Source organism: Bacillus sp. RC240 (assembly GCF_044907945.1).
GTDB classification, from domain to species: Bacteria; Bacillota; Bacilli; order Bacillales; family Bacillaceae_G; genus Bacillus_A; species Bacillus_A mycoides.
The window spans coordinates 163,090-186,217 of the sequence record NZ_JBIYCT010000003.1 but is presented as its reverse complement, the minus strand read 5'-3'; the positions used below and the strand labels follow the sequence as shown (position 1 = coordinate 186,217).

27 protein-coding genes and 1 other annotated feature are annotated in these 23,128 nt (G+C 36.7%); of the genes, 18 read left to right on the top strand and 9 right to left on the bottom strand.

What is annotated here, in order from left to right; genetic code table 11:
• The first annotated feature begins 54 nt into the window (after positions 1 to 54).
• A complete protein-coding gene (locus ABH955_RS12565; RefSeq protein WP_404445613.1) occupies positions 55 to 564 on the top strand; it encodes a biotin transporter BioY in 510 nt (169 codons plus the stop codon).
• Between the two features lie 25 nt (positions 565 to 589).
• On the opposite strand, the gene ABH955_RS12560 is transcribed toward ABH955_RS12565, so the two are convergent.
• From ABH955_RS12560 to ABH955_RS12550, 3 genes are all read right to left on the bottom strand, one after another.
• Positions 590 to 739 carry a hypothetical protein gene (locus tag ABH955_RS12560; protein ID WP_000743737.1) on the bottom strand — a complete coding sequence of 50 codons (150 nt, stop codon included), beginning with the start codon at positions 737 to 739 and terminating at the stop codon, positions 590 to 592.
• 18 nt (positions 740 to 757) lie between these two features.
• The gene (locus ABH955_RS12555; protein WP_000343684.1) at positions 758 to 931 is read right to left on the bottom strand and encodes a hypothetical protein; all 174 of its coding nucleotides are present in this window, start codon (positions 929 to 931) and stop codon (positions 758 to 760) included.
• A 76-nt stretch (positions 932 to 1,007) separates the two neighbouring features.
• On the bottom strand, positions 1,008 to 2,366 hold the full coding sequence (locus tag ABH955_RS12550; RefSeq protein WP_404491152.1) for an MATE family efflux transporter: 1,359 nt from the start codon (positions 2,364 to 2,366) through the stop codon (positions 1,008 to 1,010).
• A 182-nt stretch (positions 2,367 to 2,548) separates the two neighbouring features.
• Between ABH955_RS12550 and uppP the strand changes: the two genes are divergently transcribed.
• Positions 2,549 to 3,340 (top strand): bacitracin resistance undecaprenyl-diphosphatase, encoded by a 792-nt coding sequence (gene uppP / locus ABH955_RS12545; RefSeq protein ID WP_002086752.1) that lies wholly within the window; start codon positions 2,549 to 2,551, stop codon positions 3,338 to 3,340.
• A 30-nt stretch (positions 3,341 to 3,370) separates the two neighbouring features.
• Here the strand turns inward: uppP and ABH955_RS12540 are convergent, their stop codons facing one another.
• A complete protein-coding gene (locus tag ABH955_RS12540) occupies positions 3,371 to 3,958 on the bottom strand; it encodes a thioredoxin family protein (RefSeq protein ID WP_113937001.1) in 588 nt (195 codons plus the stop codon).
• 33 nt (positions 3,959 to 3,991) lie between these two features.
• Entirely contained in the window at positions 3,992 to 4,423 is a 432-nt protein-coding gene (locus ABH955_RS12535) for a regulatory YrvL family protein (protein ID WP_113937002.1), read from the bottom strand.
• A gap of 162 nt (positions 4,424 to 4,585) precedes the next feature.
• Between ABH955_RS12535 and ABH955_RS12530 the strand changes: the two genes are divergently transcribed.
• Together ABH955_RS12530 and ABH955_RS12525 are read left to right on the top strand one after the other, a co-directional pair.
• Positions 4,586 to 5,005, top strand: coding sequence for a MarR family winged helix-turn-helix transcriptional regulator (locus tag ABH955_RS12530; protein WP_002166098.1), 420 nt, complete (start codon positions 4,586 to 4,588; stop codon positions 5,003 to 5,005).
• A 153-nt stretch (positions 5,006 to 5,158) separates the two neighbouring features.
• Positions 5,159 to 5,302, top strand: coding sequence for an imidazoleglycerol-phosphate dehydratase (locus tag ABH955_RS12525; RefSeq protein WP_113937003.1), 144 nt, complete (start codon positions 5,159 to 5,161; stop codon positions 5,300 to 5,302).
• 17 nt (positions 5,303 to 5,319) lie between these two features.
• Here ABH955_RS12525 and ABH955_RS12520 read toward each other — a convergent pair whose 3' ends face one another.
• Positions 5,320 to 6,555, bottom strand: coding sequence for a dicarboxylate/amino acid:cation symporter (locus tag ABH955_RS12520; RefSeq protein WP_002011732.1), 1,236 nt, complete (start codon positions 6,553 to 6,555; stop codon positions 5,320 to 5,322).
• A 1,230-nt stretch (positions 6,556 to 7,785) separates the two neighbouring features.
• Between ABH955_RS12520 and ABH955_RS12515 the strand changes: the two genes are divergently transcribed.
• On the top strand, positions 7,786 to 9,129 hold the full coding sequence (locus ABH955_RS12515) for a TrkH family potassium uptake protein (RefSeq protein WP_002011730.1): 1,344 nt from the start codon (positions 7,786 to 7,788) through the stop codon (positions 9,127 to 9,129).
• A gap of 34 nt (positions 9,130 to 9,163) precedes the next feature.
• Here the strand turns inward: ABH955_RS12515 and ABH955_RS12510 are convergent, their stop codons facing one another.
• Positions 9,164 to 9,538, bottom strand: coding sequence for a hypothetical protein (locus ABH955_RS12510; protein WP_002011728.1), 375 nt, complete (start codon positions 9,536 to 9,538; stop codon positions 9,164 to 9,166).
• A gap of 307 nt (positions 9,539 to 9,845) precedes the next feature.
• On the opposite strand from ABH955_RS12510, the gene ytfJ reads away from it, so the two are divergent.
• Together ytfJ and ABH955_RS12500 are read left to right on the top strand one after the other, a co-directional pair.
• On the top strand, positions 9,846 to 10,253 hold the full coding sequence (gene ytfJ, locus ABH955_RS12505; protein ID WP_002030645.1) for a GerW family sporulation protein: 408 nt from the start codon (positions 9,846 to 9,848) through the stop codon (positions 10,251 to 10,253).
• A gap of 108 nt (positions 10,254 to 10,361) precedes the next feature.
• Positions 10,362 to 10,451, top strand: coding sequence for a hypothetical protein (locus tag ABH955_RS12500; RefSeq protein ID WP_000608225.1), 90 nt, complete (start codon positions 10,362 to 10,364; stop codon positions 10,449 to 10,451).
• Positions 10,452 to 10,879: 428 nt separating this feature from the next.
• On the opposite strand, the gene ABH955_RS12495 is transcribed toward ABH955_RS12500, so the two are convergent.
• Together ABH955_RS12495 and ABH955_RS12490 are read right to left on the bottom strand one after the other, a co-directional pair.
• Entirely contained in the window at positions 10,880 to 11,119 is a 240-nt protein-coding gene (locus ABH955_RS12495) for a YkuS family protein (RefSeq protein ID WP_002011725.1), read from the bottom strand.
• An 86-nt stretch (positions 11,120 to 11,205) separates the two neighbouring features.
• Entirely contained in the window at positions 11,206 to 11,445 is a 240-nt protein-coding gene (locus ABH955_RS12490) for a DUF3911 family protein (protein ID WP_002011724.1), read from the bottom strand.
• A gap of 59 nt (positions 11,446 to 11,504) precedes the next feature.
• On the opposite strand from ABH955_RS12490, the gene ABH955_RS12485 reads away from it, so the two are divergent.
• The 11 genes from ABH955_RS12485 (at position 11,505) to hisG (ending at position 23,120) form a co-directional block, all read left to right on the top strand.
• The gene (locus ABH955_RS12485) at positions 11,505 to 11,720 is read left to right on the top strand and encodes a hypothetical protein (RefSeq protein ID WP_088292768.1); all 216 of its coding nucleotides are present in this window, start codon (positions 11,505 to 11,507) and stop codon (positions 11,718 to 11,720) included.
• Between the two features lie 141 nt (positions 11,721 to 11,861).
• Complete coding sequence (gene ilvE, locus ABH955_RS12480) at positions 11,862 to 12,758, top strand: branched-chain-amino-acid transaminase (protein WP_002011723.1); 897 nt, start codon at positions 11,862 to 11,864, stop codon at positions 12,756 to 12,758.
• 15 nt (positions 12,759 to 12,773) lie between these two features.
• Positions 12,774 to 13,002: a binding site (T-box leader), on the top strand.
• A gap of 73 nt (positions 13,003 to 13,075) precedes the next feature.
• Positions 13,076 to 14,776 carry an acetolactate synthase large subunit gene (ilvB, locus tag ABH955_RS12475; RefSeq protein ID WP_404447591.1) on the top strand — a complete coding sequence of 567 codons (1,701 nt, stop codon included), beginning with the start codon at positions 13,076 to 13,078 and terminating at the stop codon, positions 14,774 to 14,776.
• Complete coding sequence (ilvN, locus tag ABH955_RS12470) at positions 14,773 to 15,282, top strand: acetolactate synthase small subunit (protein ID WP_000822948.1); 510 nt, start codon at positions 14,773 to 14,775, stop codon at positions 15,280 to 15,282. Before ilvB ends, ilvN begins: the two co-directional genes overlap by 4 nt.
• A gap of 21 nt (positions 15,283 to 15,303) precedes the next feature.
• On the top strand, positions 15,304 to 16,320 hold the full coding sequence (gene ilvC / locus ABH955_RS12465) for a ketol-acid reductoisomerase (protein ID WP_003188179.1): 1,017 nt from the start codon (positions 15,304 to 15,306) through the stop codon (positions 16,318 to 16,320).
• 1 nt (position 16,321) lies between these two features.
• Positions 16,322 to 17,842 (top strand): 2-isopropylmalate synthase, encoded by a 1,521-nt coding sequence (leuA, locus tag ABH955_RS12460; RefSeq protein ID WP_002064438.1) that lies wholly within the window; start codon positions 16,322 to 16,324, stop codon positions 17,840 to 17,842.
• 78 nt (positions 17,843 to 17,920) lie between these two features.
• Entirely contained in the window at positions 17,921 to 18,985 is a 1,065-nt protein-coding gene (gene leuB / locus ABH955_RS12455; RefSeq protein ID WP_002011718.1) for a 3-isopropylmalate dehydrogenase, read from the top strand.
• Entirely contained in the window at positions 18,985 to 20,379 is a 1,395-nt protein-coding gene (gene leuC / locus ABH955_RS12450; RefSeq protein WP_002011716.1) for a 3-isopropylmalate dehydratase large subunit, read from the top strand. The genes leuB and leuC overlap by 1 nt, the downstream gene beginning before the upstream one ends.
• Positions 20,357 to 20,938: a 3-isopropylmalate dehydratase small subunit gene (gene leuD, locus ABH955_RS12445; RefSeq protein ID WP_113937007.1), complete on the top strand. Its 582-nt coding sequence runs from the start codon at positions 20,357 to 20,359 to the stop codon at positions 20,936 to 20,938. Before leuC ends, leuD begins: the two co-directional genes overlap by 23 nt.
• 308 nt (positions 20,939 to 21,246) lie before the next feature.
• Positions 21,247 to 22,509, top strand: coding sequence for an ATP phosphoribosyltransferase regulatory subunit (locus ABH955_RS12440; protein WP_404457342.1), 1,263 nt, complete (start codon positions 21,247 to 21,249; stop codon positions 22,507 to 22,509).
• On the top strand, positions 22,485 to 23,120 hold the full coding sequence (hisG, locus tag ABH955_RS12435) for an ATP phosphoribosyltransferase (RefSeq protein WP_033708301.1): 636 nt from the start codon (positions 22,485 to 22,487) through the stop codon (positions 23,118 to 23,120). The genes ABH955_RS12440 and hisG overlap by 25 nt, the downstream gene beginning before the upstream one ends.
• Positions 23,121 to 23,128 lie beyond the last annotated feature (8 nt).

Here is a 23,128-nt window from a genome sequence, read left to right as displayed (position 1 = left end):
GATATCAGAATTTTCTTTCTATATGTTAAAATATAACTATCATTATGGAGGAGGGTGGGGTGCATTACGAAGAAAAGAATATTAATCATTTCTCTATGTATCGCTTTTGGATTGTTTTGGTCATATAAAGAGGAGGTTTTTTCCACTTTTAAACCGATAGATCGCTACGAGTTAAATAAGGAATTAAAGAACAAAAGTATAGAAACTTTAACTCATAAAGAAAAGAAAAATGTAGGAGAACACTTTGTGACAGCGCAACTAGCAGTGTTTGAGTTTAATAATAAAGAAGATGTGAAACGAAAAGGTGAAGAAATATTTGTAAATAGAGGGTATGAACAGCTAATAGAAAATTATTACCCAAACCGTTTTCGGGATTTAGAGTATAAATTTACAAACGAAGAGATACGTGAAGAGACAGATGAGAGTTTTCGCTATCATGCTGTAGCGTACGTTACTGGTATTGAAAATGGCAAGAGAAGTGAAATGAAATTAAATTATGACATGAAAATTGTAAAGGTTAATAATTTATTCATGGTGTTAGAACAAAAACAATATGTACAATAAAAAACCCTCTAGAAGCAGAGGGACTTTAAAGATTTTCATTTTGTTGACCAAGTTCTTTTTGAGCAATGTATAAATTTCCTTGCTCAACTTGTTTCAGTGTATGAACAGAATCTCCTGCATATCCTTTTTCTGTTTTAACAGTTCTTTTTGAACGATTTGAATCTTGTTTTTTCATATAATAGACCACCCTTCCTTAAAAATAGACGAAAATGATGAGCACGAGTAATACAGCTGCGAAAATGGTAATGCCCATTAAAAAAGAAGTGTTTTTATATTTAGGTGGCTTATGTACATCTTGCCGATATCCAGGTGAAATTTCAGGGGCGAATTCTTCATCGAATGATTGTTTCTTTTGTTTTTCGTCCATATGTATCCACCTTTCTTTTTCATTATGTTACACGTTACAAGAAAAAATATGCATGAAGAAAACAGCCGCTATATCATTAGCGGCTGCTTTGCGTTGTATATTTTCTTTGTACTTGAAAGAGACGGATAAGCAGGAAGATTGCCCCAAATGCTAGACCGATAATAAGACCGATCCAATAACCTTTTGCTGCCCAGTCAGTATAAGTTGCTAACATGTAGCCAAGAGGTAGACCTATTACCCAATAAGCTATTAATGTCATAATTAAGGCAACATTTACGTCTTTATAACCACGAAGTGCTCCTTGTACTGGAGTTGCAATCGCATCTGAAATTTGAAATGAAATCGCGAATATAAGAAATTCTTTAGCTAAATGATGGACATTTGCATTTGTCGTATAAATAGAAGCAATTTCATCATCAAAGAAATAAAGAAGGATTGAATATAAAAGAGCGAAAGCAAGGGCTAACCCAATTCCGATAAATCCATATTGTTTCGCATTATTGTATCGTTTTGCTCCAACTTCAAATCCAACGGCTATCGTCATTGCCATTGCTAAACTTAAAGGAGTCATATATAACAAGGAAGCAAAGTTCATAGCTGCTTGATGTGCTGCTATTGTTGTCGTACTAAAATTGCTCATCATAAGTGTTACCGCAGCGAAAATACTCGTCTCAAAAAAGATAGCAAATCCGATAGGGACGCCAAGTTTCAGGAATTCCTTCCAGCTCGTAAAGGAAGGGCGGTATAACTGTTTAAAGATATTGAAAGAAGCGAAAGGCTCTTTCGTACGAATAATAATGACGGTAATAATTAAAATACACCAATATGTTGCTGCAGAAGCGATTGCCGCACCAACACCACCGAGTTTTGGAAAGCCAAAGTGACCAAAAATTAATAAGTAATTTAATACTACATTAATTGGTAATGATAGTAATGTAATAATCATCGTTGTTCGAGTTTTTCCTAATGCATCAATAAATCCACGTAAGACGGTGTAAGTAAATAAAGGGATAATTCCAATCGCGATAATACTTAAAAATTGTGCTGCAATACGTTCCACGGGTTCTTCTAATTGCATGCCATTTAAAATAGGTGAAACAGCGAAGAATCCGATAAGGATAACAACGAAACTAGCACAAATTGCTAAATATACTGCTTGTATGACAATGTGAGGAACGTCCTCCTTTTTCTTTGATCCAACGAGCTGTGCAACAATAGGAGTAGTAGCCATTAAAATTCCGGTTAAGCCGGTACTAACGGGAAGCCATATACTTGTTCCGATAGCAACACCCGCTAAATCAATAGGACTCGCATGTCCTGACATTGTCGTATCAAAAAAGCTCATCGCAAATAATGACATTTGCGTTACAAAAATCGGGAAAAAGAGTAATGAAAATTGCTTTAACTTTTGTGAGAATGAAGTAGTTTCTTTCATAAAATCCCCTTTCAACGTAAAAAACAAACTCTTATTATCATACAATTTAATCAAAAAATAGAAAAGAAATAAGCGTATACAACAAATAAAATCAATAAAAAAAGGATGCACTTTGAAAAGGGATAAGGTATTATGATAAGGTGTGAAAAAATTACATATTCGTTATTAAGGAGGCACTACTTGTGGCTGATTGGTTAATTGGTTTAATCATGGGTGCTGTTGAAGGGTTAACAGAGTTTTTACCAGTATCATCAACAGGACATATGATTTTAACAGGACATTTAATTGGATTTGAAGACGATAGAGCGAAAGTTTTTGAAGTTGTAATCCAATTGGGATCGATTTTAGCAGTTGTTGTTATATTTTGGAAACGTCTATGGTCATTAGTTGGAATAGGGAAAGTAACTGATGGACCATCGTTAAATTTATTACATATTATTATCGGGATGATTCCTGCCGGCATACTCGGCGTATTATTCCATAGTGCAATTAAAGAAGTTTTATTCGGTCCAGGACCGGTTGTTATTAGCTTAGTAGCTGGTGGTATTTTAATGATTGTTGCTGAGAAGTTTTCAAAACCAAGTACAGCAAGAACGTTAGATGAAATCACATATAAGCAAGCATTTACAATCGGAATGTTCCAATGTTTAGCACTTTGGCCAGGATTTTCTCGTTCTGGATCAACAATAAGTGGTGGTTTATTAGCACGTGTTTCGCATACAGCGGCAGCGGAATATACATTTATTCTAGCGGTGCCAATGATGGTAGCTGCAAGTGCCTTAGATTTAATTAAAAGCTGGGATATATTAAGCGCGGCTGATATACCATTATTTGCAACTGGATTTATTACAGCATTCGTTGTTGCGATGCTTGCAATTGTTTCATTCTTAAAATTATTAGGTCGTGTAAAACTAACACCGTTCGCTTACTACCGTTTCATTTTAGCTGCGGTATTCTATTTCTTCATTATGTAATAAAAAAACCTGCCGAAATCGGCAGGTTTTTTATTTTACTACTCTCTCAATCATGCTTTCCATTACATGTTCCCAAAGAGAAGTATCATCAGCTAATGTAGCACGGAAATTAGCATACATTTCTTTTTGTTTCTCTTCGAATGTTGGATCTTCTTTTTCAGGTAATGTAGCGCGCATTGAAGTTACTAATTCTTGTATTTTTGGAGCTCGTGGTCCAAAGACGGCTTGTTCATTTCCGTCTTTATCAATGAAAATAAAGATTGGAATCGCACGTGCTGTTCCGTTTGTTAAGTATTGATCCATTAATTCTAAGTTTTCATCGCGAATTAATAACCGCATATCAATATTTGCAACTTCAGAAATTCGTTTCATAACAGGTACACACAAAAGAGCATCGCCGCACCAATCAGCTGTTAATACGATAACACGCCAGCCATCATTTTGGCGTTCTTCTAATATAGGAAGTAATTCATTTGGAATTAAAAAATTATTGTAAATGTGTAGTAGCTCGTATTGGTTTACTTTCATTTCATTCACATATGTATCAAAGGACATACCTTTATCAGCCCATTGTAGTAAGTTCATAAGTAACACCTCTTTAGTATGATTTATTTTTATTGTACCAATTTTTATATAGAAAAGCTTGTATTCTTACTCTTTCTTATCACTAAATAATTTATTTAGTGTGTAAAGGAATAGTGCGACACATAATTCAGCTATGTTGGACATTTGTACACTCTCTATCCAGTCATCGGCGGTATGTATGACAAACCAATCTAACGTAATTTCAATTATAGAGAGCAGAGCAATTGAGAGCCAATTGGGCATACTTGTCATCATTGGATGTAGGAGCACTTTAAAGAAAATGAATATAAAATATGTAATACCGTCTAATAAAAGAATGAGTAAAAAAAAGAGTAGTAGAGCTGTTCTTGATGAATATTCTATACCTGTAATATGAAAGATTCCTACATATACAAAAAATATAAATGCAAAGAATATAATGAGAATAAGAATAACAACACTAATAATAATAGTCTTATCTTTTAGACTGAGATTAGAAAGTTTGTCTTCTTGACTCATTGCCCCAACTCCTTTTTCTGGAAAATCAATTTCATTGTACCATGAAATATCTATTAAAAAACTACGAATTACGGGGAAATAAGGTGACAAAAAGTAAGATTTCGTGTAAAATTATTAATAAGGTTTTTATTTAACTAAATTAAATAAAAGGGGCTGTCAAAGTTGTCTCAAAATCGAGAACAATTAATGGAAGAACTATCGACAAATGTTTTTGCAATGTTTCGCACGTTGCGTAATGATATTGGAAAAATATTTGGTGGTTACATACCGTGGAATGAGTTCATTGTCCTTAGAATATTGAACCGTACGAATAAAGAAATGGTCTCACGTGTAGCGAATGAGTTAAATGTGTCGAATAGTCATATTACAGCTGTTACAGAAAAATTAATTAATAAAGGCTTTGTAACTCGTTCACGTTCTACATCAGATCGCCGAGTTGTATATTTAGAGATTACAGAACAAGGGAAAGATTTAGTGGCGAAAATGGAAGGTGAGAAAAAGAAATATTTACAAGAAAGATTTTCCGCACTTTCAGAAGATGAAATGGATATAATGATATCTATTTCTAAAAAACTTATTTAAATAATTACAAATAAGAAAACGCTTACCTGATGAAAAAGAAGACCTTCCTCATATATGGAAGGTCTTCTTCTGTGTGTAATAGATGATAAAAAATAAAATGTGTATGAAAAAAGATAGAGCGCCATACTACTAATAAAGGAAGGAGGCGGAAATATGACGAATCGTAATGGTAGTCAAGGAAGTGGAAATCAAGGTTCACCAAAATCAGGGCAATTCCAGCAGGAGTTTAGTACTGAATTTGAAACGGGAAATGATAATAAAGGAAAAGAATATCGTTCGAAAAAAGGAGTGAAATGATTCACTCCTTTTTTGATTTAAGATGCTGCAGATTGATCCGTATTATATTTTTCTTCTGATTTTGCAACAATCATTGCACAAATTGCATCACCGGAAATATTTACAGCAGTTCTAGACATATCTAGAATGCGGTCAATACCGATAATTAAAGCAATGCCTTCTACTGGTAGATTTACTTGATTTAAAACCATCGTAAGCATCACTAGTCCAACACCTGGTACACCTGCAGTACCGATACTAGCTAGTACAGCAGTTAATACGACCATAGCTAATTGTGGTAATGTAAGTTCAACGCCGTATACTTGAGCGATAAATACAGTTGCTACCCCTTGCATAATAGCGGTACCATCCATATTAATCGTTGCACCTAGTGGTTGTACAAAAGAGCTTATCGCTTTTGGAACTCCAAGTTTTTCTTGGGCGGTTTTCATGGCAAATGGAAGGGAGGCATTAGAGCTAGATGTACTAAACCCAATTGCCATTACCGGACCGAAATGTTTAAAGAAACGAATAATACTTTCTTTGGCTAGTACCTTTAATAAGCCGCCGTATACGAAGACACCGTGAATAATGAGTACCAACATAACGACAATCATATACTTGAACATCGCAGCGACGCCTGCAAGACCCATTTTACCAACGGACGAAGCGAGCAACCCGAATGTTCCGATTGGAGCTAATTTCATGACGAGATTAACAAGATACATCATTAATTCGTTGCCCTGTTCAAGTAATGAATGGACACCTTGAACTCGTTTTCCTAAAACAGCTAAACCGAGTCCGATCAATGCGGCAAAGGCAATAATTTGTAGCATGTTCCCATCAGCCATCGCTTTTGCTGGATTATCTGGCACAATATTCAGCAATGTATCGACGAAAGATGTTTCAGTTTTTGCACCTTCATACTTAAGCCCTTCTGTTTTAAAATTACCGCCAGCCCCTGGTTTTATAATAAGTGCGAATGTAACCGCAATGGAGATGGCAACTGCTGTTGTTACGAGAAAGAATGAAATTGATTTTAAGCCGATTCTTCCAAGCTGTTTCGGATCTCCAAGACCAGCAGCCCCAAGTACGATAGAAATGAATACAACAGGAACAACTAGCATTTTAATGAGTCGAATAAACAATTGACCAAGTGGATTGAACACATATTGATTTAATGGCTCGAAAATGGATGGAGCAGCTAAATTTAAAGTGAGTCCAACGACTAGACCGAGAAATAATGCAATTAAGATTGCTTTTGTTTGTTTCAATAAAATCCCTCCTTGTTTTTGTAAAATTGCTTTCTAAATTAATTGTACCGAAAAAATACCTATTTTGACAATATTTTCTGAATATTTTGTATAAAAATATCTATTTGCATATAGATAGACCAATTTTGTTGAAATAAGCGAAGAGAGTTAAGTTATGTGTTTGGAAAAAAAAATAGACCATCACATGATGGCCTAGGGAAGGGGACAATTTATGTCAATTTAATTAGGGATGGAAGCTATTCAAAGACACTGGGGAATGTCTTATAAATTAGGGAGGAACAGCTCCGATACATATACTATAAAAGGTGGATGTGGTCTAGATGTGAACATAGAGTGAAAGAGAGAGGGAGTTTTAAGTAAGAAGAAAGAGAGAATAAAAAAATAAGACCATCACATATAGGATGGTCAAGGGAAGGGGACAATTTATGTCAATTTAATTAGGGATGGAAAGCTGTTCAAAGACACTGGGGAATGTCTTATAAATTAGGGAGGAACAGCTCCGATACATACAATATAAAAGATAGATGTGACCTAGATGTGAACATAGAGTGAAAGAGAGAGGGAGTTTTAAGTAAGAAGAAAGAGAGAATAAAAAAATAAGACCATCACATATAGGATGGTCAAGGGAAGGGGACAATTTATGTCAATTTAATTAGGGATGGAAGCTATTCAAAGACACTGGGGAATGTCTTATAAATTAGGGAGGAACAGCTTCGATACATATACTATAAAAGGTGGATGTGATCCTCGTGTGAACTTGGAGTGAAAGAGAGAGGGAGTTTCAAATAAAAGATAGAAAGAATAAAAAAATAAGACCATCACATATAGGATGGCCTAGGGAAGGGGACAATTTATGTCAATTTAATTAGGGATGGAAAGCTGTTCAAGACACTGGGGAATGTCTTATAAATTAGGGAGGAACAGCTCCGATACATATACTATAAAAGGTAGGTGTGACCCTCGTGTGAACTTGGAGTGAAAGATATGGGAATTTGAAAAGGGATAAAATAGTTGTTGTAAGAGTTATAGTATAAGTGGAGATATAATAGAAAATATTCTTTTGTAAAACGATAGGAGTCTGAATATAAATAAAAGTTGAAATCTATGAAAAAAAGGATTATGCTCAACTATATTATGAGAATATAAGGTTTATCCCGCTACTTGTAGGCTCTTAAAGAGTCTTTATTTATGAGGGGATAAAAGCTTCACTTGATAAAGGGAGTTAGTGATATGGAAGTAGCAAAAAAACAAGGGTTGTATAATCGTTTTATACGATTGAATCCACCACAAATTTTAGCATTAGGCTTTTTTTGTTTAATTGTGGTCGGAGGATTGTTATTAAAGTTACCGTTTGCAACGAAAGTACATATTAGTTGGGTAGATGCTTTCTTTACAGCTACGTCGGCGGCGACTGTAACTGGTTTAGGTGTTGTAGATACTGCGAGTACGTTTACGATGTTTGGTGAAATTGTTATTATGTTTTTAATTCAAACGGGTGGTCTCGGTCTTATGACGATAGCCATTTTAATTGTTTGGGTATTAGGGAAAAAAATTGGTTTACGCCACCGATTATTAATTGGAGAAGCATTTAATCAAACAAATATTGGTGGTCTTGTGAAATTAGTAAAACGTGTTTTTATTTTTTCTATTTGTATTGAGCTAATTGGAGTTATCTTTTTATCGATTCGCTTTATTCCAGAGTTTGGTTTTGGAAAAGGTTTATACTATAGTATTTTTCACGTTATTGCGTCATATAATAATGCCGGCTTTGCGCTTTGGCCAGATAATTTAACAAGATATGTAGGAGATCCTATTATTAATATTGGGATTTGTTCTTTAATTATAATAGGAGGGTTAGGTTTTACGGTATTAATTGATATATGGTATAGCCGTAGTTTCCGAAAATTATCACTGCACTCCAAAATCATGATTGTTGGAACGATAGCACTTAATGTTATTGCGATGATTGTGATTTTTGTATTGGAATATAATAATGTGAAGACTTTGGGGCACTTATCTTTAAATGAAAAATTATGGGCTTCGTTCTTCCAAGGAATTACACCTCGTACAGCTGGTTTTAACACGGTAGATTATGGGGGGATGGAAGAGTCATCGATACTATTTACAATGGTATTAATGTTTATTGGTGCGGGAAGTGTATCGACAGGCGGTGGAATTAAGTTAACGACATTCGTTATTTTAATTACATCAGTTCTTTCTTTCTTTAGAAAGAAAGAGGATTTTGTTTTATTTCAGCGTACGATTAAAATGTCGACAGTAACGAGAGCGTTAGCAATTGTCGTTGCTAGTCAAATACTTATTTTTACAGCGGTATTTGTATTAATGCTTACAGAAGACTTCAGTTTTATTCAGTTATTATTTGAGACAATTTCAGCGTTTGGTACAGTAGGGTTAACAATGGGGATTACTGCGAAGCTATCGGCGTTTGGAAAATGTATTATTATGTTTGTTATGTTTTGTGGATTAATCGGACCGTTAACACTTGTGTTCTCTTTGGCACGACCAGCAAAACAAAAAATTAAATATCCATCAGAAGATGTATTTACAGGATAAGGTATCCCGCATAAAGCGAGATACCTTTTTCTTTTTAAAAAAGAGAGAACAATAAACCAATAAGCGCCACTCGGAATAAAATCGCAATGAGTGCAGCGATACCACCCACAATGGCAGCGGTACCGCCAGTTACAGTAGCCCCGCGATTATAAGCGTAAATACCAAGTAGAACAGACACAAGACCAAATAGTGTTGGGAATGTGAATAATGATAATATTGCTAAGGCAAGAGCAATGAAACCAGCAGTCGATCCAGCTGCAGACGATCTTACATCATCGTTATCTTTATCATCATAATCGATACGCTGTGGTGCAACTTCAGCTGCGTATTCTTCTTTATAATCACTATCTATTCGATCTCTTTTTTTATATTCATCAAATTTCTCAGTCAAAGTAAGGACTCCTTTCATAACAAGGTTCAATAGTAGTATGTATCTCTTTACTGTTTTTATCCCGCTATTTGCGAGCAGTAAGACTCCTACCTCAAAATTTGGCTGGAGCCCTGCGGCTCGTAAACGCCCGATTGGTGTGGGCTAATAATCAGTGGGGGATGAACAAAACCTCCACTGATTAAAGTTTCACTTTATCCGAACTTGTACAGGGAGTAATATCCAATTGGAAAGTGGAAAATGTTTTTTCAAAATAGGAAAACTTAGTATGACTTCCTCTATTTTGGAAAGTATAAAAAAGAATAATGAGGAAAGGGTGTAGTACATAATGGAACATCCAATTGAAAATTTAATGAAAACAGCAATGACAAATTTAAAAGAGATGGTAGATGTAAATACGATTGTTGGAAGTCCGGTTTCAACAGCTGACGGAAATGTAGTATTAACAGTATCTCAAGTGGCTTTTGGTTTTGGAGCTGGTGGAAGTGACTTTAAAGGGGATTTTATTTCTGAAAAACATAACGGCGGACAAGGGCAGCATAAAGAGAACAAGCAAAGTCATCCATTCGGAGGCGGAAGCGGGGCTGGGGTTTCTATTAGCCCAGTTGCTTTTTTAGTAGTTGGTTCTAACGGTGTGCAAGTGTTGCATCTCAATAGTAGTACACATTTAATTGAAAAAGCGTTAAATACTGTGCCAAGCACTGTGGATAAATTTGTGAATGGTCGCCAAAAGTGAACTTGCATTTTTTAGGAATTATGATATATTAGAAAAAGTGCGCTTTATGACGATCGGAATAATTGAACTGTAAATATATATGATGTGTGGAATAAGGGAGAGGAATTTATGATTAATATCAAAAACTTAGTAGTTGGCTTGTGTATGTTAGTAAGCGGTTTTGTTGTATATGTAATAAAAGAAAAAGCTCCATTCTAAAACAGACAAACCGTTAATGTCTGTTTTTAATTTGTAAAAAATGTTGACAAGTTATTGTATTGGTGTTAAAGTTTTAATTCGTGTCTCGGTTAAAGCTAGTGTAAAGTAAATAAATCTTATGAATATAATACGAAAAGTTTGCGAAAGATCGGGTAGTCTTACCAACAACTTTTGTGAACAAACCCTATAAATTGTATATGTAAGCTTTATATGTATACTAGTGAATCAAGGAGCGGTCAGTGGAACCGTAATGATGAGAGAGAGGTAGGGCTTTCATCCAGTATATGTTACTTTCCCGTTAGGTGAATATAAAAAAGAGGGCTCCTTTTGAAAAGGAGCCCTCTTTCTATAAATAAATTGAAACTATAATCAGTGGGACCATTCCATTCCCTTTACATGTTAGCTCACAAATAATGTGATAAAAATGATTAAGTGCGGTTTTCAACTTGCTGACAAATTTCATCTGTTGTTAAACCATGTGCTTTAATTACAGATCCTTTTATCGATGTATCTGCAATGCCCATCATATTAGAATCTTGCCCGGTTACAACGCAACAATCACACCCATGTGCATCATTTTCAGAGTTAAGTGAAACGACTTCATGTCCTTGTTGCTGAAGAGCTTGTTGAACATCTGTTAAAGAGTTCTCAACACCAATTCTAGCCATAATTTTCACCTCCTACCATCTAGTTGCTAGTATGCTCAAGTCCATAGCATATATTTATGAAAAGATGGTAGGAAGAGAATATTTGTTTAGTCGTTATATACACCAGTAAGCATTTGACTAACGAATTGATCATTTAATGTATCTTGTGCTGAACTGTTATTAGACTGAATATCGATTGAAGCTGTGTAGTTGTTATGTTTCCTACTATTTGGTTCTACTTCAACGTAATTATCGAATTTACAAAATCCTTTCGTATCCATTAGATCAAATAGTTGTAGCATTTCTACTACCTCTTGTCTCGTTCCTTTAATTTGTACACACGCCATTTTTATTTCCTCCTTCAATTTGACAAATTGTTTTTTAAAAATAGGATTATGATTACTAAATGAAAAATATGAATGTTATTTTTAGACAGCGTTATTTTTGTTATTTTCCCCCTTTTTCACCAAAAGTCGTTGTATATTCCCGGATTTATAAAATCGGACGTCCGTTTATTGAATACAATAGATTCGTATCAATTGGCGAAAACCCTTCTTTTAAACAAATATTTTTTTTAGTAGAATTTGACGAAAAAAAATTTTTGACTTTTTGTAAACGTTAACAATGTTATTAAATCAATATAAACAAAGATGTACGTACGATTAAAAATTAAAAATTTTCTAAAAATTCACTTGATTTATTTGAAAAGGAGAGTAGACTAGGAAACAATAAAAAACTCATAGAACATAGGGGGCGCTTTCAAGTGAACGAGCAGTGGATTTTCTTAAATGGAGAATTTGTTCCAAAAGACGAAGCAAAGGTTTCAGTATATGATCATGGCTATTTATATGGCGATGGAGTGTTCGAAGGAATTAGGGTATATAGCGGTAATGTTTTCCGTTTGAGAGAGCATCTTGTCCGGTTATATGAATCAGCGAAATCCATCATGTTAGAGATTCCATATACGTTAGAAGAAGCAACGAAAATCGTTGTTGAAACGATTCGACAAAACAAACTATCTAATGGATATATCCGCCTCGTTGTATCAAGAGGACCTGGGAACTTGGGATTAGATCCCGATTCTTGTACGAAACCAAATGTAGTAGTAATTGCAGAGCAATTATCTTTATTTCCGCAAGAATATTATGAAAAAGGGATTCCGATTATAACAGTTGCAACGCGTCGCAATCGCCCGGATGTTTTATCGCCTCAAGTAAAATCTTTAAATTACTTAAATAATATTTTAGTTCGCATTGAGGCGAAATTAGCTGGAGTACAAGAAGCACTTATGTTAAATGACCAAGGATATGTAGCTGAAGGCTCTGGAGATAATGTATTTATTGTGAAGGGAAATAAATTAATTACACCACCAAGTTCTGCTGGAGCGTTAGAAGGTATTACACGAAACGCGATTTTAGAAATCGGCGAAAAACTTGGATATGACGTAAGAGAAGAATTATTTACAAGGCATGATGTATATGTAGCTGATGAAGTATTTTTAACAGGAACAGCTGCTGAAGTAATTGCTGTTACGACAGTAGATGGAAGAACGATTGGTTTAGGTAGAACAGGGCCACATACGAATCGTTTATTAGAAGAATTCCGTAAATTAGTTGTAGAAGATGGAGAGAAAATTTACGAAGAAAATAAAGTTGGATAATAGCTCTTATGACATGATAAAGCGTTGATAGGGAGGAGTAGTTGACTGTGAAGCCTCACAGAGAGTCGGTGGTTGCTGGAAACCGATGGTTCACGTCGACGAACATCACCCTTGAGTGCTAAGCTGAAACGTTTGTTTAGGCTTAGACGGTAGCTCCGTTATTAGCTAGACTCATATCCCGAGTCACTGAGGCAAGAGTAATCTTGCGAAGAAGGGTGGTACCGCGAAATCTTTCGTCCCTTCAGCACATAGCTGGAGTGTGGACGTAGGATTTTTTTATTTTATAAATGTTTTAAAAAAGGGGGCTTATAAGAAAAATGTCTTCAAAAACGGAAGAGAAACTGGCAACTGGTGCACAGCTATTGTTAGAAGCGCTAGAAAAGGAAGGAGTAGAGGTGATTTTTGGTTATCCAGGTGGTGCGGTTTTACCTCTATATGATGCGCTTTATGATTGTGAAATTCCGCATATTTTAACGAGGCATGAGCAAGGTGCAATTCATGCTGCTGAAGGATATGCAAGAATTACAGGAAATCCAGGAGTGGTAATTGCAACAAGTGGACCGGGTGCTACAAATGTTATTACTGGTCTAGCTGACGCGATGATTGATTCATTGCCACTTGTTGTATTTACAGGGCAAGTAGCAACAACGTTAATCGGGAGTGATGCTTTCCAAGAAGCTGATATTATGGGGCTTACGATGCCGGTGACAAAACATAATTATCAAGTACGAAAAGCATCGGATTTACCCCGAATTATTAAAGAAGCATTTCATATCGCTAGAACAGGAAGACCAGGCCCAGTCGTAATTGACCTTCCGAAAGATATGGTAGTAGAGCAAGGTGAGCGATGTAGTGATGTACAAATGGATTTACCAGGATACCAGCCTAATTACGAACCGAACCTACTACAAATAAACAAATTATTACAAGCGATTGCGACTTCAAAAAAACCGTTAATTTTAGCTGGAGCAGGTGTATTGCATGCAAAGGCATCGAAAGAATTAACAAGCTTTGCTCGTAAATATGAAATTCCTGTTGTTCATACATTACTTGGTCTTGGTGGTTTTCCGCCAGATGATAAATTATTTCTTGGGATGGGAGGAATGCACGGTTCTTACACGGCTAATATGGCGTTATATGAATGTGATCTACTTATAAATATAGGAGCAAGATTTGACGATCGTCTTACTGGAAATTTAGCTTATTTTGCTAAAGAAGCGATTGTCGCACATATAGATATTGATCCAGCGGAAATCGGAAAAAATGTGCCGACTGAAATTCCAATTGTTGCGAGTGCGAAGCAAGCATTAGAAGCTCTACTCAACTTTAAGGAAGGGGAAGTACATCACAATGATTGGCTCTCATTATTGAATAGTAGAAAAGAAAAATACCCTCTTTCTTACAAAGAGCATTCGGAATGTATTAAGCCTCAATATGCAATTGATATGCTATACGAAATTACGAAAGGGGAAGCGATTGTAACGACAGATGTTGGGCAACATCAAATGTGGGCAGCTCAATATTATCCGCTGAAAAATCCAGATAAATGGGTAACTTCTGGAGGCTTAGGAACAATGGGCTTCGGGTTTCCAGCAGCAATAGGTGCACAAATCGCAAAGCCTGAAGAACTAGTTATTGCAATTGTCGGTGATGCTGGATTTCAAATGACCCTGCAAGAACTTAGTGTGTTAAAAGAGCATTCTTTACCAGTTAAAGTTTTTATTTTAAATAATGAAGCTTTAGGGATGGTAAGACAATGGCAAGAGGAATTTTATAATGGGCGATATTCGCACTCCTTACTTTCATCCCAACCAGATTTTGTTGCGCTTGCCAATGCTTATGGCATAAAAGGTGTTCGTATTGAAGACCCACTTCTTGCAAAGCAACAATTACAGTATGCAATTGAGTTAAGAGAGCCTGTTGTAATTGATTGCCGCGTACTTCAATCCGAAAAGGTAATGCCGATGGTTGCCCCAGGAAAAGGCGTTCATCAAATGGAGGGAGTGGAGAAAAGGTGAAGAGAATTGTAACAGCGACAGTTCGAAATCAAAGCGGTGTGTTAAATCGAATTACAGGTGTTATGACACGTAGACATTTTAATATTGAAAGTATTTCAGTAGGTCATACGGAATCATCGGATATTTCGAGAATGACGATTGTTGTACACGTTGAAAATGAACAGCAAGTTGAGCAGTTAATTAAACAACTTCATAAGCAAATCGATGTACTGAAAGTATCAGATATTACAGAAGAAGCGATGATCGCTAGAGAACTTGCACTTATTAAAGTAGCAACGTCTGTAGCAAGAGCAGAATTATATAGTTTAATTGAACCGTTCCGAGCCGCTGTAATAGACGTTGGGAAGGATTCCATAGTGGTGCAAGTAACAGGTACCCAGGAGAAAGTAGAAGCGTTAATTGAATTACTTCGTCCATATGGTTTGAAAGAAATTGCTAGAACAGGTGTAACAGCATTTACACGTAGTATGAAAAAACAAGATAAACAAGTTATGTTAATTCAATAATTATTTAAAAAATAGGGGGAAATGAAAATGGCGAAAGTTTATTATGAAAAAGACGTAACGGTAAATGTATTAAAGGAAAAGAAAGTAGCAATCATCGGATATGGATCGCAAGGCCATGCGCATGCGCAAAACTTACGTGATAACGGATTTGATGTGGTAGTAGGACTGAGGAAAGGGAAGTCATGGGATAAGGCGAAAGAAGACGGTTTTTCTGTATATACAGTAGCGGAAGCAGCAGAAAAAGCAGATGTAGTAATGATTCTACTACCTGATGAATTACAGCCGGAAGTATATGAAGCTGAAATTGCACCAAACTTACAAGGCGGCAATTCTCTCGTTTTCGCGCATGGATTTAATGTTCACTTTGATCAAGTAAAACCGCCAGCTAATGTAGATGTATTTCTAGTAGCACCGAAAGGTCCAGGACATCTAGTACGTCGTACGTTTGCGGAAGGGGGAGCTGTTCCTGCATTATTTGCAGTATATCAAGATGCAACAGGAGTTGCGACTGAAAAGGCACTTTCATATGCAGATGGAATTGGGGCGACGAGAGCAGGTGTATTAGAAACAACGTTTAAAGAAGAAACAGAAACAGATTTATTTGGAGAGCAAGCTGTACTTTGCGGTGGAGTGACTGCACTAGTAAAAGCTGGGTTTGAAACGTTAGTTGATGCTGGTTATCAACCGGAAGTTGCATATTTTGAATGTTTACATGAACTAAAACTAATCGTTGACCTTATGTATGAAGGCGGACTTGAAAATATGAGATATTCAGTTTCAGATACAGCGCAGTGGGGCGACTTCGTATCAGGACCACGCGTTGTAACGGAAGATACGAAGAAAGCGATGGGTGCAGTGCTAGCAGAAATTCAAGATGGTACATTTGCAAGAGGCTGGATCGCAGAGCATAAAGCAGGAAAACCAAATTTCCATGCGACAAATGAAAAAGAAAATGAACATGAAATCGAAGTAGTTGGACGTAAATTACGTGAAATGATGCCGTTTGTACAGCCGCGAGTAAAGGCAGGGGTCAAATAATATGAAGCAAATTTTGTTCATGGATACGACGCTTCGTGATGGCGAACAATCACCAGGAGTTAATTTAAATGAACAAGAGAAATTACAGATTGCGAGGCAACTAGAGAGACTTGGTATTAATGTAATGGAAGCTGGATTCGCAGCAGCTTCTGAAGGTGATTTTCAATCGGTAAAACGTATCGCAAATACCATTCAAAATGCTACGGTTATGAGTTTAGCTAGAGCGAAAGAAAGTGATATTCGAAGAGCCTATGAAGCTGTGAAAGGCGCTGTCTCTCCTCGTTTACACGTATTTTTAGCTACGAGTGACATTCATATGAAATATAAGCTTTGTATGTCAAAAGAAGATGTATTAGATAGCATACATCGCTCGGTTACGCTCGGGAAATCACTATTTCCAACAGTTCAATTTTCAGCAGAAGATGCAACAAGAACATCGAGAGCATTTTTAGCTGAAGCAGTAGAAGTCGCGATTCGCGCAGGAGCGAATGTAATCAATATTCCTGATACAGTTGGATATACGAATCCAGAAGAATATTATTCTCTTTTTAAATACTTACAAGAATCCGTTCCGTCGTATGAAAAAGCAATTTTCTCTTGTCATTGTCACGATGATCTTGGGATGGCAGTAGCGAACTCGTTAGCAGCGGTTGAAGGCGGAGCGTTACAAGTAGAAGGAACGATTAATGGAATTGGAGAAAGAGCGGGGAATGCGGCGCTAGAAGAAGTCGCGGTTGCTCTCCATATTAGAAAAGATTTCTATGAAGCAGAATCCTCTATGACATTAAAAGAAATTAAAGCGACGAGTACGTTAGTAAGTCGGTTAACGGGTATGGTTGTACCGAAAAATAAGGCGATTGTTGGAGCAAATGCTTTTGCTCACGAATCAGGTATTCATCAAGACGGTGTATTAAAAGAAGTAACGACGTATGAAATTATTGAACCATCACTGATTGGAGAGTCACAAAATTTATTTGTATTAGGAAAGCATTCCGGGCGCCATGCGTTTACTGAAAAAATGAAAGAACTTGGTTATGAGTTTACAAAAGAAGAACGAGATGTGGTGTTTGAAGCATTTAAAAACTTGGCTGACCGTAAAAAAGAAATTACAGAAGAAGATTTACGTGCGCTTATGCTTGGTGAAGCAGCATTTGCGGCCCAGCAATATAGCATTACTCAATTGCAAGTACATTTCGTATCAAATAGTACACAGTGTGCAACGGTTGTACTAAAAGATGAGGAAGGAAATATGTACGAAGATGCAGCAACTGGTTCTGGAAGTATTGAAGCGATCTATAATGCAATTCAAAGAATTTTAGGATTAGAATGTGACTTAGCGGATTATCGCATACAATCTATAACGCAAGGTCAAGATGCACTTGCACATGTTCATGTTGAATTAAAAGAAGGAACTCATCAAGTATCAGGTTTTGGTGTTGCGCAAGACGTATTAGAAGCATCGGCGAGAGCGTATGTTCATGCGGCCGGAAAATTAAAATCTTTTATTACTCTTGTGAAGTAACTGTTTGATAAGTGAGGGGATCGTCCCTTACTTATCAAAGTGTATTTCTGAAAATTCAGACAAAAAGGAGTGTTTTAATTGGAAAAACGTATCGTTTGTTTAGCGGGTGATGGTGTTGGTCCGGAAATTATGGAAAGCGCGAAGGAAGTATTGCATATGGTAGAGAGGCTATATGGACATCACTTTCATTTACAAGATGAGTACTTTGGCGGAGCGGCTATCGATTTAAATGGGCAACCATTACCACAGCGAACACTTGCCGCTTGTTTAGCGAGTGATGCAGTTTTACTTGGAGCGGTTGGTGGACCGCGGTGGGATGATGCGAAAGAAAGGCCAGAGAAAGGATTATTAGCTTTAAGAAAAGGACTTGGTGTATTTGCGAACGTTCGTCCTGTAACAGTAGAAAGCGCAACTGCACATTTATCGCCATTAAAAAACGCAGATGAAATTGACTTCGTTGTCGTTCGTGAACTAACAGGCGGTATTTATTTCTCTTATCCGAAAGAAAGAACGGAAGAATCGGCAACTGATACACTTACGTACCATCGTCATGAAATTGAACGTATCGTGTCGTATGCTTTTCAATTAGCGAGTAAGAGAGAGAAAAAAGTAACTTCTATTGATAAAGCGAATGTTTTAGAATCTAGTAAATTGTGGAGAGCTGTTACGGAAGAAGTAGCTCTTCGTTATCCTAATGTTGAATTAGAGCACATTTTAGTAGATGCAGCTGCTATGGAGTTAATTCGAAACCCAAGGAGATTTGACGTTATCGTAACAGAAAATTTATTTGGTGATATTTTGAGCGACGAGGCTTCTGTATTAGCAGGGTCATTAGGAATGCTTCCATCAGCGAGCCATGCGGAAAACGGGCCGTCTTTATATGAGCCTATTCATGGATCAGCGCCAGATATTGCAGGTAAAAATAAAGCGAATCCAATTGCGATGATGCGTTCAGTAGCGATGATGCTTGGGCAATCATTTGGATTAACGAGAGAAGGGTATGCGATTGAAGAGGCAATTTCTGCAGTTCTTCAATCTGGGAAATGTACAGCTGATATTGGGGGGAATGAGACGACAACTTCATTTACGAGGGCAGTTATTCAAGAAATGGAAGAGCAGGCACTAGTAGGGAGAGGAAGATAATGGGAAAAAGGTTACTAGATAAGCTTTGGGAAAGACATGTAGTTGTAACTAATGAAAATGGATTGGATTTATTATATATCGATCTTCATCTCGTTCATGAAGTAACGTCACCGCAAGCCTTTGAAGGCTTGCGGCTTGCAAATCGAACTGTTCGGAGACCGGAATTAACGTTTGCAACGATGGATCATAATATTCCAACGAAAGATGTTTGGAATATTACCGATCGCATTGCGAAGCAGCAATTGGATACACTTCGTGACAATTGTAAACAATTTAAGGTGCGATTAGCCGATATTGGTGATGAAGAGCAAGGAATCGTTCACGTTATAGGACCAGAACTTGGGCTCACACAACCGGGGAAAACGATTGTATGCGGTGATAGCCATACAGCAACCCACGGTGCTTTCGGTGCTTTAGCGTTTGGTATTGGTACGAGTGAAGTAGAACATGTATTAGCAACTCAAACGTTGTGGCAACGAAAACCGAAAGCGATGGGGATTGAATTAAAAGGAAAGTTACCGAAAGGCGTTTATGCAAAGGATATTATTTTGCATCTTCTCTCAAAGTACGGTGTAGCGGTTGGAACGGGGCATGTAATGGAATTCTACGGAGAGACGATTCGTGATATGGGTATGGAAGAGAGAATGACACTTTGCAATATGGCAATTGAAGGGGGAGCGAAAGCTGGCATCATTGCACCAGATGAGAAAACATTTTCTTATGTAAAAGGGCGTGAATATGCACCGAAAGACTATGAAACGTTTACGGGAAAATGGTCGGAGCTTTATACAGATTCAGATGCAATTTATGATTTACATATTTCGGTAGATGTTACGGATTTAGCACCGTATGTCACCTGGGGAACAAATCCTAGTATGGGTGTTCCTATTGATGAAAAATTACCAGAGAAGCATAACGAAAATGATGAAAGAGCATTTTCATATATGGGATTGAGCCCTGGGCAAAGTACGTTTGAAATTCCTGTTAAGCATGTCTTCATTGGTTCTTGTACAAATTCACGTTTATCTGACTTAGAAATTGCTGCATCTGTTGTAAAAGGGAAAAAGGTAAAAGAAGGTGTGCGAGCACTCGTTGTACCAGGATCAAAAAGTGTGAGAGAGCGGGCGATGCAAAAAGGCTTACATCGCATATTTGAAGAAGCGGGATTTGAATGGAGAGAGCCTGGATGTTCAATGTGTCTTGGGATGAATCCAGATCAAGTACCTGAAGGAGAACATTGTGCTTCTACTTCAAATCGTAATTTTGAAGGAAGGCAAGGGAAAGGAGCACGAACACATTTAGTAAGTCCAGCTATGGCTGCAGCAGCTGCGTTATATGGTCATTTTGTTGATATTAGAAAGGAGAGTTACGATGGAACCATTTCATATTCATAAAGGTACTGCCGCAGTACTTATGAATGATAACATTGATACAGATCAAATTATTCCGAAGCAATATTTGAAGAGAATTGAAAGGACGGGATTTGGAAAATATTTATTTGATGAGTGGCGTTACGATAATGAGCGCCATGAAAATCCTAATTTCCCCCTTAATGCACAAGAACGAAAAGGAGCAAGTATATTAATTACAGGTGATAATTTTGGATGTGGTTCTTCAAGAGAACATGCTCCGTGGGCGCTTGCGGATTATGGTTTCCGCGTTATTATCGCCGGAGGGTTTGCAGATATTTTTTATATGAATTGTATGAAGAATGGTATGTTACCGATTGTAATGGATAAAGAGATGCGTGAACAACTTGCCAAAACGAATGCGAGAGATCAAATGGAAGTTGATTTAGAGAATGAAGTAATTATTACGAATACGCACAGGTTTCATTTTACAATCGAGAAAATGTGGAAAGAAAAATTATTAAATGGTCTAGATGAAATCAGCATTACGATGCAATACGAACGAGAAATTGGAGAGTATGAAAGAGAGATAGCCTTATATTAAGAAATAACGGAATATTAAAAATGTATTTACATTCAGAATTAACTGTTATATACTATGTGAAAATCAGAGGAGAAAGGGAGTAAGTATTATGAATATCGTGCAATCTATAAAAATGCTTACACAACTACATCATCATACATGAAACCCTTGAACCTAACGTGAAAACGTGTAGGCACAAGGGTTATTCCCGTTGTACCTACACTCTACTAAAGAGCCTTGTAGGTATTTTGTCTACAAGGCTCTTTTTATTTTCGGTTTGGGTGGATCGAAGGGGCATAAATTAAAGAGGGAAAGGTGTGTGAAATGAGATGACAAAGTGGAAACGGGCAAATCCGAATGGAACGAGAGATTACTTATTCGAAGAATGTACGTTAATTGAAGAAGTGGAACAAAAATTAAGACGGACCTTTTTAGAGAGAGGTTATGAAGAAATAAGGACACCTACAATTGAATTTTATGATGTTTTTGCATTTCAAAACAGGCCGATAGATGAAGAAAAGATGTATAAATTTTTCGATGAAAAAGGACGGATTATCGTTTTACGCCCAGATATGACAATTCCTTTAGCAAGAGTAATTGGAACACAGAGAGGGGATATTCCTCTTAAAGTAACTTATAGGGGGAATGTATTTCGGGCGAATGAGTCCCTTACTGGGAAATATAATGAAATAGTGCAAAGTGGTATTGAAATTATCGGGATTGAAAATGTAAGGGCTGAAATTGAATGTGTGATAAGCGTAATTCAAGCACTTCAAAAATTAAAGGTGCAATCTTTCACAATTGAGATTGGGCAAGTGCAGTTATATAAATGTATCGTAAAAAAGCTCCCCATTAATGATGAAGAAGAGAAGTTACTTAGAACGTATATTGAAAGTAAAAATTATGCCGCACTCTCACACTTTATAGAAGAAAAGAAATTAAATCGGTGTGATGAAACAGTAAGGTTACTTGAGAAACTACCAAGGTTATTCGGGAGTTTAGATGTTGTTGAGGAAGCAGAAAAACTCGCCTCAAGTAATGAAATGAAAATGGCCATTGCGAGAGTGAAAGAAATATATGAAACAATTGAACAGTTAGGATATGGCTCTTACATATCAATTGATTTAGGTATGGTTCAACATTTGGATTATTATACGGGTGTTATTTTCAAAGGGTATATATATGAAATTGGAGAAGAGATTGTTAGTGGCGGAAGGTATGATGAGTTAATTGGAAATTTTGGAGAGATGATGCCAGCGGTTGGGCTCGCGGTGCAAGTAAATCAAATAGTTAAGGCACTTCAAGAGCAGCAAGAACCATATAAACGAAAGAGAATAGATATTATGATTCATTATGAGTTAAATAGATTAGCAGAAGCGGAAAGGTTACGAAATTTACTTCAAAAGGACGGGAAGAATGCCCAGTTATCTTTATTCTCTAATTTAAACGATACTTTTCAATTTGCAAACAAGAATAAAATAATGACAGTCGTTGAGGCGAAGAGTGAGTCACTAGTGGAATATGTATGGAGAGAGAAATGGATCATCCAGAAAGAAGGGGAGGCTTCATGCGTAACATTCAAATTGCGTTAACGAAAGGAAGATTAGAAAAGCATGTTATTCCACTGTTTGAAAAAATTGGAATTGATTGTTCAGAGCTCAAAGATAAAGGAAGAAAACTTGTGTTTAAAAGTAAAAACACAAACATTTCATTTATTTTAGTGAAAGCGGTAGATGTTGCTACTTATGTAGAACATGGCGTAGCTGATATTGGAGTCGTTGGAAAAGATATATTAATGGAATTTGAGAAAGATATATATGAGATGGTCGATTTAGGAGTGGGCGTGTGTAAATTTTGTGTCGCTTCTATTCCTACGTATAATCCGAAGAGTTATCGAAAAAAACGAATTGCTACGAAATATCCGCACATTACTTCTACATATTTTCATGATAAAGGGGAGGATGTAGAAATTATTAAAATAGAAGGATCTGTAGAGATTGCTCCACTTCTAGGTTTGGCAGATGCAATTGTTGATATTGTTGAAACAGGAAAAACATTACAAGAAAACGGGTTAATTGTATTTGAGGAAATGTGCTCTATATCAGCTCGAATGATTGTGAATAAGGCTGCATTGAAAACTAAAAAAGACGAAATATTCTGTATTATAAATATGATGGAACAAGAAATTTTGTCAGGGAAATAGGGGGATTT